At 69.5% G+C, this 12,350-nt stretch carries 11 protein-coding genes and 1 riboswitch; of the genes, 3 read left to right on the forward strand and 8 right to left on the reverse strand.

Translation table 11 applies throughout. The features are described from left to right. Positions 1 to 62 precede the first annotated feature (62 nt). On the forward strand, positions 63 to 695 hold the full coding sequence (gene upp, locus DXZ73_RS23290; protein ID WP_162890514.1) for a uracil phosphoribosyltransferase: 633 nt from the start codon (positions 63 to 65) through the stop codon (positions 693 to 695). Between the two features lie 58 nt (positions 696 to 753). On the opposite strand, the gene DXZ73_RS23295 is transcribed toward upp, so the two are convergent. After that, positions 754 to 1,173: a hypothetical protein gene (locus tag DXZ73_RS23295; protein ID WP_116213022.1), complete on the reverse strand. Its 420-nt coding sequence runs from the start codon at positions 1,171 to 1,173 to the stop codon at positions 754 to 756. Positions 1,174 to 1,620: 447 nt separating this feature from the next. On the opposite strand from DXZ73_RS23295, the gene DXZ73_RS23300 reads away from it, so the two are divergent. Further along, positions 1,621 to 3,621, forward strand: coding sequence for a M6 family metalloprotease domain-containing protein (locus DXZ73_RS23300; protein WP_116213023.1), 2,001 nt, complete (start codon positions 1,621 to 1,623; stop codon positions 3,619 to 3,621). Positions 3,622 to 3,715: 94 nt separating this feature from the next. Here DXZ73_RS23300 and DXZ73_RS23305 read toward each other — a convergent pair whose 3' ends face one another. The 7 genes from DXZ73_RS23305 to DXZ73_RS23335 all read right to left on the reverse strand — a co-directional run bounded on the left by DXZ73_RS23305 (position 3,716) and on the right by DXZ73_RS23335 (position 11,036). Then, positions 3,716 to 4,663, reverse strand: coding sequence for a LysR family transcriptional regulator (locus DXZ73_RS23305; RefSeq protein WP_162890297.1), 948 nt, complete (start codon positions 4,661 to 4,663; stop codon positions 3,716 to 3,718). Between the two features lie 63 nt (positions 4,664 to 4,726). Beyond that, positions 4,727 to 5,308: a pyridoxamine 5'-phosphate oxidase family protein gene (locus tag DXZ73_RS23310; protein WP_240351458.1), complete on the reverse strand. Its 582-nt coding sequence runs from the start codon at positions 5,306 to 5,308 to the stop codon at positions 4,727 to 4,729. Between the two features lie 2 nt (positions 5,309 to 5,310). Beyond that, positions 5,311 to 6,246, reverse strand: a complete 936-nt coding sequence (locus DXZ73_RS23315) for a fatty acid desaturase family protein (RefSeq protein ID WP_116213025.1) — start codon at positions 6,244 to 6,246, stop codon at positions 5,311 to 5,313. Between the two features lie 2 nt (positions 6,247 to 6,248). Further along, positions 6,249 to 7,208 carry an iron-containing redox enzyme family protein gene (locus DXZ73_RS23320; protein WP_116213026.1) on the reverse strand — a complete coding sequence of 320 codons (960 nt, stop codon included), beginning with the start codon at positions 7,206 to 7,208 and terminating at the stop codon, positions 6,249 to 6,251. A gap of 275 nt (positions 7,209 to 7,483) precedes the next feature. Further along, positions 7,484 to 8,224 (reverse strand): 2OG-Fe dioxygenase family protein, encoded by a 741-nt coding sequence (locus DXZ73_RS23325; protein WP_162890298.1) that lies wholly within the window; start codon positions 8,222 to 8,224, stop codon positions 7,484 to 7,486. Next, a complete protein-coding gene (locus DXZ73_RS23330; protein WP_162890299.1) occupies positions 8,221 to 9,171 on the reverse strand; it encodes an EamA family transporter in 951 nt (316 codons plus the stop codon). The genes DXZ73_RS23325 and DXZ73_RS23330 overlap by 4 nt, the downstream gene beginning before the upstream one ends. A 221-nt stretch (positions 9,172 to 9,392) precedes the next feature. Further along, positions 9,393 to 11,036 (reverse strand): NRAMP family divalent metal transporter, encoded by a 1,644-nt coding sequence (locus tag DXZ73_RS23335; RefSeq protein ID WP_116213029.1) that lies wholly within the window; start codon positions 11,034 to 11,036, stop codon positions 9,393 to 9,395. A gap of 298 nt (positions 11,037 to 11,334) precedes the next feature. Further along, a riboswitch (M-box (ykoK) riboswitch) is annotated at positions 11,335 to 11,508 on the reverse strand. Between the two features lie 125 nt (positions 11,509 to 11,633). On the opposite strand from DXZ73_RS23335, the gene DXZ73_RS23340 reads away from it, so the two are divergent. Continuing rightward, positions 11,634 to 12,350: a mechanosensitive ion channel domain-containing protein gene (locus tag DXZ73_RS23340; RefSeq protein ID WP_162890300.1), complete on the forward strand. Its 717-nt coding sequence runs from the start codon at positions 11,634 to 11,636 to the stop codon at positions 12,348 to 12,350.

Raw genomic sequence — 12,350 nt, forward strand, 5'->3', positions numbered from 1 at the left:
TGTCCAGTACGACCGCAGCGACGGAGCCGACCGTGTCGATCGAGAAATACCTCGGCAGGAATGTGCACCTGCTGCCGCAGACGAATCAGCTGCGGGCCCTGCACACCGTCATCCGCGACCGCGACGCGCGCCGGGAGGACTTCGTCTTCTATTCGGAGCGGATCATCCGCATGCTGGTCGAGGCGGGCCTCGATCTGCTGCCCTTCGAGGAGCGGATCGTCGAGACGCCCGTGGGCCGTGAATACCACGGCCTGCGATTCGCCGGGAAGCTCTGCGGCGTGCCCATCATCCGCGCCGGTGAGAGCATGGAGGGCCAACTCCGCGCCGTGTGCCGGGGGATACGCATCGGCAAGATCCTGATGCAGCGGGACAAGGTCACCAAGCTCCCGAAGCTCTACTACTCCAACCTGCCGGACGACATCGCAGAGCGGCACGTCCTGATGCTGGAGCCGATGCTGGCGACCGGGGGGACGGCGCTCGCAGCGATCCAGCTCCTGCTCGACCACGGGGTGGCGGAGGAGAACATCGTCTTCATCAACTTCATCACCGTGCCGGAAGGCATCGCCACCGTCTGCGAGCGCTATCCCAAGGTGAAGATCGTGACGTCCGCGATCGAGGAGCGGCTGAACGAGAACGCGTACATGATGCCGGGCATCGGCGACTTCGGGGACCGGTTCTTCGGCACCGACAAGTGAGGCCGCGCGGACGGCCGTACGGGGTGGCGTGACACCATCCCGTACGGCCGGGTGGTGACTACTTCCACGCCTTGTGCGCGGTGTCCCACTTCTGCCAGTGGCCGTTCACCTTGCGCTTCCAGCAGTGGGAGCGCTCGTCCCACTGGGCGTAGGTGCGGGAGTCGGCGTCATAGCGTTGCCAGCAGTGGGCCTTGCCGTCCCAGCGGTCCTTCTTCTTGTCGACGCCCTTCTCCCAGCCGAGGTGGCGTCCGTGGTCGTCCTTGTCGTGGTCGCCCTTGCCGAGCACCGCCCTGCCGTGGTCGTCCTTGTCGTGGTCGCCCTCGGCGTGCCCGCCGGGGACCATGTGGGCGTGGCCGGCCGGGGCCGGGTGCGGGGCCGGGGCGGCGAAGGCCGCGCTTCCGGTCGCGGCGGCGATGCCGGACAGCAGGGCCGCCGAGGCGGTGACCGCGGCGATACGGCGCATCGATGCGCTGGACATGCGTTCTCCTTGCTATGGGCCCCGTGGGGGTTCCCCGACCACGGGAGCCGTGCTCCTGGTGCGGGAGCATTCTTGGCGCCGCGGGGCCCAGGAAAGGGAGAACGGACCGGGTTACTTCATATGAGTGGTCATCTGCTGACGGCCGTGCCTTGTGCGTCGACTCCCGTTGTGAGTGCGGTACTTGGCGTGAATCGGGCGGCTGGGCCGATTCGCCACATGGCTGCCCGGCGCGGTGAGTGAGCATGCGGTGAGTCACCCGAACGTGTCTCGGGTGATGCAGTAACTCCCCTCACATGGAGCCGTGTTGAGGTGCGCCCTCCGGTCCGCGCCGCCTCACGCGCGCACTCTGGCTTCTTCGGATCCCTCGCCCTACCTTGGCCCCGATGGGCACATCCCTCGCACGACTTGCCATGTCCTCGTCCGATGACTCCAGACACGAGGTGAGTCATGTACTTCCGTCGCACGCGCCCCCGGCGAATACGCCGGCTGGGTGTGGTCGCCCTGCTGCTCGGTGTCGTGGCCGCGGTGGCCGCCGGGCCCGCGCGGGCGGTGCCCGACGCCGTCTCCCGGCCCCGGCAGCCGCTCGTGCAGCCGATCGATCCGCAGCGGTGGCGCAACCCCGATGACATGACGTGGTCCGAATACCGCGCGGTACCCGGCACGGACTGGGCGAATCCCGCGGTCAGGCCGACACAACGCACCTTCAAGGGCGCCCTGGTGCTGCTGGACTACCCCGACGAGGAGTTCTCGGTCACCAGGCCCGTGGGCTCCACGCCGTTCGGCAATCCGCAGAGCGGCGCGGCCGGCATTCCCCGTGACCGCGTCCCGGCGTTCTACCAGGACTTCCTGAACAAGCCCGGCCCGCTCAACCACGGTCACACCATCAACGAATACTGGATGGAGGACTCCGGCGGCCGCTTCGGGGTGGACCTGACCGCCTTCGGCGCGTACCGCATGCCGGGCAAGTCGTACCAGTACGGCATAGACACCGGGATGAACCCCGGCGCCTGCCCCTTGCGGGACACCTGCGACCAGGACATCCGCGCCGACGGAAAGCGCGCCTGGGTCGCCGACGTGGGCGCCGGCCGTACGGCGGAATTCGACTTCGTCTTCTACCTCACGGCCGGAGTGGACGAGTCCTCGGTCTGGCAGGAGTTCGGGCAGATGAAATTCCGGGGCCCCGAGGACGTACCCGCGGCCTGGGGTCCGCCTTCCCCCACGCCGTCCGGCGGGAATTCCGCCAGGACCCGTTATGTGCCGTGGACTTCGTGGCAGGCGGCCGCCCGTATCTGGCCCAACGCGGAGAACGGCTCGTCCACCCAGGCGGAGAGCTCCGGCATGGCCACGTACGCCCATGAGCTCAGCCACATACTGGGGATAGGCGACAACTACAACAACCCCTACGGCACTCCTTTGAGCCGCTCCTACACGGGGATCTGGGGCATGCTCTCGCGCGGCTCCTTCAACGGCCCGGGAGGGCCGCACACACGGTGGCGGATACCCGCCACCGCCGGGGGCTCCATGGGTGCCCAGCACGTCCTGCGGGACAAGCTCAAGCTCGGCATCGTCGACGAGAAGAACGTGCTGCGGCTCGACCGCGACGCCCTCAAGGACTCCGGCCCGGTCGTGGCCCGCGTCACCGCGCGGTCCGCGCCGCCCGGGGAAAAGGGGCTGGCGGGGGTCGATGTCACCATGGGGAGCGACCTTTCGCCCTCCTGCGACAGGAGCACCGATCCCCTGTGCGACGGCGGCGGTTACGACAACTACACCGTCGAGGTCGTCGACCGCATGGGCATGGACTCCTTCACGCCGGACAGCGGCGTCCTGCTCACCAAGACCAAGAACGCCGACCGGGCGCCCTTCGCGTGGGTGATCGACGCGCACCCCGAGGACATCGGCCTGGTGGACTTCCAACGCCCCGACGGCACCCCGCAGAAGATCACCATGGGCGACTACCGCCAGCTCAGCGACGCGCTCTTCCACGCGGGCGCCGACTCCGGCAGCTCGTACGAGTACGTGGACGAGGCCAACCGGCTGCACTTCTACATCCTCGACGTGCGGCGCGACGCCTCCGGCGTGCTCTCCTACAGCGTCGGCGTGAAGTCCCTCGACGGTGCCGGACCGCAGGCCCGCGGCCTGGCGCTCGGCGGGGGCACGGCGAAGGGGAAGGCGGCGGAGGGACGGGCCCTGTGCACCTTCGCCCTCGCGAACACCGGGTCGCCGCAGTCGTCCGACATCTACCGCCTGTCGGCCGGCGCCTCCGGCCGCGGCTGGACCGCTTGGCTCCCCAACCGCCTCGCGACCACCGCCTCGGGCACCTCGGTCCCCGTGAACGTGGCCGTGACGGCGAAGGCGGGCGCCGACCGCAAGGGCACGATCACCCTCACCGCCCGCTCGGAGAGCGACCCGCGCAAGACGGCCGAGGCCACCTGCTCGCTCAAGAAGTGAGACCGCGGGCCCGGACGCCTCAGCACGATGACGGGGCCCGGCCGGGCCCCGTCATCAAGCCTTCCTCTGTTCCGGCTCTGTTCCGGCCCCGGGTTCAGCCCGTGATGGCCGGGAGCCGGTCCTGTATCTGCTCGATCAACTCCTTCGCCGACCGGTCGAGTTCGGCCCGTACCAGGGGGAGCCAGCGGGATCCCGCGGATTCCACCGACTCCAGCGCCACCACGGTGCGCTCGAGCAGTTCCGTACGCCGTACCGGGGCGACCCGCACGTCACCGCGTTCCTCGTCCACGCAGGTCAGGGGGACCAGGGCGACGCCTTGCGTCGCACAGGCCATGCGCTGGACCAACGACCAGTCGTCCGACCGGGCCACCACTCTCGGCCTGACGCCCAGCCGCGCCAGGTGCCGCCCGACCATGAGATCGCAGGCCGAGCCGCGGCGAGGCAGGACCCATGGCACATCGGCGTAGTTGCGAATGGAGGCCGTCGAGTCCCCCGCCGAGGCGAACGCCTCGGGCAGCACCAGCGCGAAGGGTTCCCGCCACAGCTCGCGGACGGTCAGCCTCGGGTCCAGCGACTGGTCCGCGTCGAGCACCTCCCCGAGGGTGAGCACCATGTCCAGTTCGGCGTGCTCCACCTGGCTCGCCGCGCCACGTGGATCCACCTCCAGGAGTTCGATCTGGAAGTGGTTCTGCCCCCGTAGCCGCTCGGCGGCCGGGAGCACACAGCCGGTGAGCGCGGAGGGGAAGGCCCCGATGCTCACCGACCGGCGGGGCGCCTGTGACGCCCCGCTCCTGATGTTGACCATGCCCCGTTCCCACTGATGTGTAATTTTCTCGGCGAGTTCCGCAACGGCCTCCCCTCTGTCGGTCAACCGGCCGCCGCGCCCGCTGCGTTCGAAGAGGGGCATACCGCATTCTTCCCCGAGCCCCTTGATGCGCTGGGACACCGACGACGGCGCCAGGTGCATGGCCTGTGCCACCGCGTGGACGGAACCGAGCCGCCGTAGCTCCCGCAGTGTCCGCAGAGCGGAAATACTGGTCATGCGCCATGCCCTCCCCGTCATATTTATGTGGTGCGACGGTAGCAGCGGGCCGGGGAATGCGGTCTATGGGCGCAGCAGTCCTTCGTACTCGGGTTTCTTCTTCCAATCCGGCTCCGGAGGCCGGTAGTCCGGTCTGGGGCAATGTTCGGAATGTGTGCCCGTTCGCCGGTCGTGCAGATAGCGGGGGCAGTTCTCGAAGACTTCCCTGATATGCACCCGTAGGACCGCTTCCGCCCCGGGGTGCGGAGTGAGGGACCCGGGGTCCGTCAGCAATTCGCAGTCGCCGTTGACGCGGAGTTTGGCGGGCAGTTCGGGGAAGAGGAAGAGCATGCCGATCCCCGGGGTGGCCGCCGCGTTGCCCAGGGTCCGGTACATACCGTTCCCGTCATAGCTGGGAATTTCCAGTGTGCGGGGGTCGGGCACCCGGACGAAGCCGGGCAGCCCTCCCTTGTACGAGCACTCCGGGCGGCCCGCCGGATCCACCGTGGCGAGGTACACCGCGTCGGCCGCGCGGATCCATCCGATGTGCTCGTCCACCAACAGGTCCGTGACATAGCGCTCGGCGATGTGCGTCGCCAGCTGTTCGGTGCCCAGCCGCCGTTGCACCCGGCGGCTGCCCTCGTGGTAGAAAACGTCGGCTTCCACCGTCACGCCCGGGCCGGCTTGCACAGCTGCCGCACGACCGACGCGTAGAACGCCGGGTAGCTGCGCACCACGTAGGTGCCGCGGCGCTCGACCTCGGGGTGCCGGTCGCGCAGCTGGCTGATCGGCACGCTCATCGCCGCATGGTGCTCGACGTGGAAGTTGTTGCCATTGGTGTACCAGGAGCTGATCCTGCTGCCCTGGATGGAGCGGGTGTTGCGCAGGACGTCCCGGCTGTCGGTCTCGCACAGCAGGTGCTCCGGCAGCTCCACCAGGAAGTGCATGGGCTGCCCCACCAGCATCGGCAGCACCCACAGCTTCAGCACGAGGTCGTACTCGCCCAGCGCGCACAGCGCGGCGGCCACGATCAGCATCGCGCCCATCAGCCGGTATTCGCCGATGACGGCCCGCTTGGCCTTCGGGGCGATCTGCCCGTCCGCGTACTCCCAGGTGCCCCGGCAGGCCCGCCAGATCTCCCGGCCCGTCCGGCCCAGGCGCGGCACGTCGAAGAGCCCGCGCAGCATGTTCTTCCAGGTGACGCCCTGGCGGGTGTCGAAGCCGAAGAACTCGGTGTCCTCCGGGGTGCCGAGCGCCCGGTGGTGCTGAAGGTGCCGCACCCGGTAGTGGGAGTACGACACGAGCATCGGCGCCCCCAGCGGCACACCGACCCAGCGGTGCGGTCCGGGGCGGCGGAACGCCGAATGGTGCAGGGCTTGATGCTGGAGTTCCACGGCGTGGGTGTACGTCGCCGCCAGGATCACCACGCCCGCCGCCACGGCGAGCCAGGACTCCTGAAGGGCCAGCACCACGCCGGCCGCCACGAGCAGGGCGCACAGCGCCAGTTTCCCGATGAACACGCGCTCGTCGCGGGCGGTCACCCTGCCCCGTCTGAACAGCGGGTCGATGCCCTGACCTGCCTGCTCCGCGAGGGGAGTCGCCATGGTCACCGCACCCCCTTCATCTGCTCCCATATGCGCCGGTAGTAGGCGTCGGCGACCCGGATGCGGGTCACGATGCCGAGGCTGATCTCCCGCAGCAGTTCGGGGGACCGCTCGACGAGGGGGACGAACACGCCGTCGAACCACTCCGCGCCGTGGTCGGCGTCCACGTGGACGTGGATGCGCTGGTACTCGATGACGTCCTCGGGCACCGCGAGCCGGGTGCAGCCGTCGACCATCGCCTGGAAGCGCGGAGAGGCGCTCTGCTCCAGCACGCCCATCGCTCCGAGCGCGCGCGGTACGAGGTGCCGGTGGATGCCGTACATCAGCAGCAGACAGGCGTTCTCGTACACCTCGGTGGAGTGCAGTTCGGCCATGTCGACGGACCGGTCCGCGAGCTGCTTGCGCATGTACTGGGCGGAGTGCTCGAACAGCCGGGTGTGCATCTGGTCGAGCTTGCCCTCGCCCATCTCGTCCCAGTAGTTCTCCGCGATGGTGAGCTTGGTGACGCCCGCGGTGCCGATCTGCACCATGGCCATCAGGTCGTCGAACTTGCTGTCGACGAGCTCCTCGGCCATGAAGAAGAGGGCGATCTCGCTGAGCGTGGCCTCCTCGGCGAGGTAGTGGCAGAACTCCGGCTGGATGTGTTTCTCCGCGATGTCGAGGAACCAGGTGCGGAATTCGGCCGCACTGCCCGGCAGTTGGGAGTCGTCGACCTGGGCGTCCTCCCATCGGCGCCACGCCTCCTCGACGGCCACGAGCTGTGGATCGGCGTTGAGCCGCGGCACCTGCTGGAAGGTCTCCGGGCCGCCCATGTAGGCCAGGTAGTGGTCGTGCAGCCGACGCAGCAGGGCCAGGCGCGTACGGAGGTCGGGGGCTTCGCCGCCGAGCGGAAAGGCCGCCGCGATTTCGGCGTCCGTGATGCCCCGGTCCGCTGCCAGGGTCTCCGACGTCGTGGTGGACATGAGGGTCTCCTCGATCGTTGTCACAGGTCAACGCCCTGGTCAGCGCATCGGCCGGGCGTCGGGGTGATCACCTTCGCCCGGCGCGATGCCACAGCCAACGAATGTTCGAAGAGACCGACAGGTCGGCCGGAGATTGTCCGAATGTCCTGCGTTTGGACCCACTTGGGTCAGGGCGCAGGCTTGCGGGATTCGGCTCCACTGAAGTGGAGTGGTGCTCTCCGGCCGAGGCCCGGCTCAGGTCGTCCGGCCTGGGACGCCTCTTCCGGCCGCTTGCCTCAGGGGCGTCTGCTCAGGACGGCGATGAAGGTGTCCCGGTAGCCCTCGGTCTCCCCCGGAAGCGGGACCACGGGAGTGACGCCGTGGAGCGTCCGCTCGTCGTCGTTGAGGAGGAAGCCGCCGGGCGGGGGTATCTCCACGCTGACGATCCGCTTGCCGTGCCGGCCGTTGGGGAGCGCCTCGTACAGCGAACTCGTCCCGCCGGTGATGCCCTTGCGGTCGATCACCATCGTGAACACGTAGTCCACGCCGTCACGGTGGACACCTTCGGGGGTGGGCTTGCCGGCGGTGCCGGGGCGGGCGAGTATCCGGTTCTGGAAGACCTGGGCGAACCAGGTCCGCGGCCCCCGGCCCTCCGTCTCGTCCAGCTGCCGCGCGCACCAGGAGAGCAGGGTGTCGGCGACGGGTCCGTGCGCCACCCCGTCGGAGAAGGGCTCGAAGAGCCGTGGTGCTCCGCCGTTCAGGTAGTTGATCTCTTTCGCCTGAGAGTAGGCCTGGTGCGGCAGGAGCTCGATCCCGGTGGCGGTGCAGTCGAATTCGGAGTAGCGGCGCAGCCGGTAGGTCCCGCCGTCCGCCATGAACGTGTCCATCGCGAGGTCTTCCCAGGACGCGGTGAAGGCGTCCCACTCGGGAGTGCCGGTGATGGGGGTGCCGAGCGCTTCGTCCATGTCCCCCGAGGCGTGGCCCAGCTCGCGCAGGCTGTCGGCCACCTCGTTCGTACGGTGCTTCTGGATGGTCACGGCTGTCCTTTCGACGCCGGCTGCGGTCGCGCGGCCGACTCTGATCGGTCGTTTGTGTGCGGAGAATTGCGGGAGAACACGCGCCCCACGGAGCGGATGGCGTCCTGCCGGATGACGGCCACGACGCCGATGAGGATGAGCGCGCCGCCCGCCCATTCGGCGGCCGTCGGCACTTCGTCGTTCACCAGCCAGGAGGTGGCGACCCCGACGACGGGCACCAGCAGCGAGAGCGATCCGACGGATCCCGCCGGATACGTCTTCAGCAGGGACGCCCAGATGCCGAACGCGACGATGCTGGAGAGCACCACCGTGAAGGCCAGGGAGCCGACGCCCTGCCATGTGAGGTGGGTGAGCGCGTGGCCGTCGCGGGAGGGGCCTTCGAAGACCAGGGAGAGCAGCGCCAGCGGTACGGGGGCCGCCAGCGCCGACCAGATGGTCAGCCGGAAGCCGCTGTTCGGCTGGGCGACGCGCGTGGTGATGTTCGCCGAGGCCCAGCAGGCGCCGGCGGCGATGACGATCAACAGGGCGCCGACCGGCGACGAGCCGGAGCCGAGAGCGATGACCGCGAGGCCGGCCACGCCGGCCAGGACGCCGGACAGCGCGATCCGGTTCGGCTTCTCGCGCAGCACCAGAAAGGCGAAGAGCACGGTGAACCCGGCCTGCCCCTGCAGCACGAGGGAGGCCAGGCCGGGCGGGACCCCGAGGTTCATCCCGACGAAGAGCAGCCCGAACTGACCGGCGCCCTGGAGGAGTCCGACCAGGGCCACCAGCTTCCAGGGGGAGCCCGGCCCGCCGATGAACAACACGGCGGGAAAAGCGACGAGTGCGAAGCGCAGGGCGGCGAAGAGCAGTGGTGGGAAGGACTCGAGGCCCGCATCGATCACCACGAAGTTCGCACCCCAGATGACCACGACGAACAACCCGAGGAGCGTATGGCGTCGGGACATGCTTCGTTCCTCTCTTCCGACGGCATCCACAGTGTTGGAGCGGCCCGGTCGTGGCCCAAGAAGTGTTCGAGAACTCCGCACAGTCGGCCCCGGAGAGCGTCCGGGGAGCCCCTTGAGGATCCGGGCGTGCCCGGCGCGGGGCATGAAAAAAGCCCTCCGCTCGACGGGAGCGGAGGGCAGGGGCGTCCGGGGCGGGGCCGACCGCCCCGGACAGCGTCCGGTCACTGGCCGAGGGCCACCCGGACGAGCTTGATGACGACCAGGACCATCGCGACCAGGAGGTAGGTGCGCAGCGCCCCCATGCCGATCTTGCGGCCGGTGGCCATGACCGGGCGGGCCAGGGTCTCCAGCGGGGGCATCCGCCAGCTGTCCCGGCCGGTGCGGTCGATCGGGTCCTCCTTCGTCCCGGTGCGCAGCCGGGTGAAGGCGTAGCCCGCCGCGAGGACCCCGGCGACGCCGCAGGCGGCCATGATGTCGAGGATCGCGCCCGCGGTGATGTCGGGGAAGAGGACCGAGGCGGTCAGGATGACCGAGAGGGTGACCAGGACGCCGACGACCGCCGCGGTGAAGGCGTTGGTCTTGGGCCCGTTGACCCAGGGACCGAGGACCTGCTTGTCGTTGCAGAGCAGCAGGAGGAACACCGAGGCGGACGGGAGCAGGACCCCGGCGAGGGTCTGGACGCCCTCGGTGAGCAGGCCCAGCGGGGAGCCGGGGATCAGCACGATGGCGGCGGCCGCGGCGACCAGCCCGGCGTAGACCGCGTAGAAGCCCTTGGCGCCCTTGATGCCGCGGTGCAGCGAGTGCTTCATGCCGAGGACGTCGCCGATGGCGTACGCGGTGGACAGCGACACGGCGAACGCGCCGATGATGGAGGCGTCCAGCAGGGCGATCGCGAAGAGCACCCCGGCGAGCTTCCCGGCGTGCGCCTCGATGCCGGTGGCCAGGCCCCCGGCGTCGGTGAAGTCGCCGAAGTGCCCGGTGCCGGCGAAGGTCGCGGCCGCGATGCCCATCATGGCCGCGGCGCCGATCACCACGACGGCGATGCCGAGCCACAGGTCGGCCTTCTCGTACTTCATGAAGCGCGGGGTGATGCGCTTGTCGATGACGTACGACTGCTGGAAGAACAGCTGCCAGGGCGCCACGGTGGTGCCGACGATTCCGATGATCAGCAGCATGACGGTGGCCAGCTCCCCGGAGCCGCCGGGGATGACGGGCACGACGAAGTCGTGGGCCATCTGCGAGGACTTGGGGTGGACCAGGAAGTAGACGGGGACGAGCAGCAGGCTGCCCGCGCACAGCGCGATGGCGACCCGCTCGAAGCGGCGGAACGACCCGGTGAACGCCGAGGCGATGATGATCGCGGCGGCCAGGATCACCGACGCCACCTTGGGCAGCCCCAGATAGCCGGTCGCCAGGGTGATGCCTATGAACTCGGTCACCAGGGTCAGCGCGTTGAGCAGGAACAGGTCGATGACGGAGAAGGCGCCCCAGAACTTCCCGAACCGCTCCAGGATGAGGCGGGCGTGCCCGACCCCGGTCACCGCGCCCAGCCGCAGGACCATCTCCTGGTTCACGTACAGCACCGGGACCAGCAGGAGCAGGGTCCACAGCAGGCTGGTGCCGTAGTTCTGGCCCGCCTGGCCGTACGTGGCGAAGGCGCCGGCGTCGTTGTCGCCGACCATCACGATCAGCCCGGGGCCGACGATCGCCAGCAGGGTCTTGAACTTGGCGGACAGGCCGCGGCGTTCGCCGTGGTCGTCCAGCTTGATGGTGCCGAGCGCACCGCGGATGTCGCCGATGTGGGCGTCGTCCAGGACCGCGGTGCGCGGCGCCGGGATCGTGGGGTCGGTGATCAGATCGGTCATGGGAGCCTCCCGGACGCCTGGGCAGGGCGAGGAGTCGGCGGCGCGCGACGGCCGTTCTCACCCGCGGGAGCGCAGCCCGGCGGCCCGGGTCGGCCGGGTGCCGAACGGGTGGGGGCGGTGGCGCGGTCGAGCCCGCGGGGAAGGTGGTTACCGTGTGCCGGAGAAGGGCGAGGGCATGCGGAACGAGGGGCTGCTGTGGCCCTGACTACTGCAACTGCTGTCCATGTCTCTCGCCTCCTTCCGGCCGGGACGCGCATCGCGTCGACGACTCGGCAAGGAGCGGACCGGCCTCCGGGCCGGTTCACCCCAACTCGTCAGAGCTTTGGCACTGCACGGCGTAATCCCCCGACCGGGGAAGCCACTTGGGGTCACCCCTTAAGTCGGGGAGACCTGTCCTGACCCTGGGCGTCTCTCGACGTCGTGGGGTCAGTGGCCTGTGTCCGTGCAGACGCCTCACCGAACGAGGTGCCTCCTGCTTTTCGAACCTCCAGAAGCATAGACCCTTACTTGCACGATTGCGCAACTACTTGGTCAAGGTTTGACCCGGGCCACCACGCGTGCCGCCGGCCGGAGCGTGGCATCCGCCGCCCCGGGACCGTGGGTAGTCTGCTGCGCGACATCCGCACCACAGGGGGCTCATCGGTGGACCACGACCGCATTGCCGCAGGTATCGCCGACGGCCACCACCGGCTGCACTGGCGAGGGGTGATCCGGACCCGGCGCGCCGTGGTCATCACGTCGCTCGCCGTCGGCGGGCTCGTCGTCTCCCTCAACTTCGGCGGACTGCTGGGCAGCCCGGACAGCCACCAGTCGCTCACCTCCCGGGTGATCGCCGGCGTCAGCGCGGGGGTCTTCCTGGTGGGGGCCCTGATCGCGGTGCGCGGGGCCACGGACGACCTGGTGAAGCTGCTGACCGGCCGGATCAGCGACAACCGGTCCGCCGCGCTGCGGGTGATATGCCTGCTGTCCGGCTACGCGCTGGTGATCCTGGGCGCGCTGAGCCTGCTCCGGGTGCCCTGGGGGAAGCTGCTGCTGGGCGGCGCGCTGACCGGTGTGCTCCTGGGCATCGCCGCCCAGCCGGTGCTGGGCAACATCTTCGCGGGCCTGGTGCTGATGGTCGCGCACCCGTTCGCGATCGGCGCGAAGATCAGCGTGCAGTCGGGCCCGCTCGGCGGCCGGATCGAGGGCGAGGTGACCGACATGACGCTGCTGTTCGTCGAGCTGCACACCGAGGACGGCAGGACGCTCATCCCCAACAACGCCGTCCTCGGTGCGGTCATCGGGCCGCCCGGTCGCCAGTCGCAGGCGGCCTGA

Source organism: Streptoverticillium olivoreticuli subsp. olivoreticuli (assembly GCF_003391135.1).
GTDB lineage: Bacteria > Actinomycetota > Actinomycetes > Streptomycetales > Streptomycetaceae > Streptomyces > Streptomyces blastmyceticus.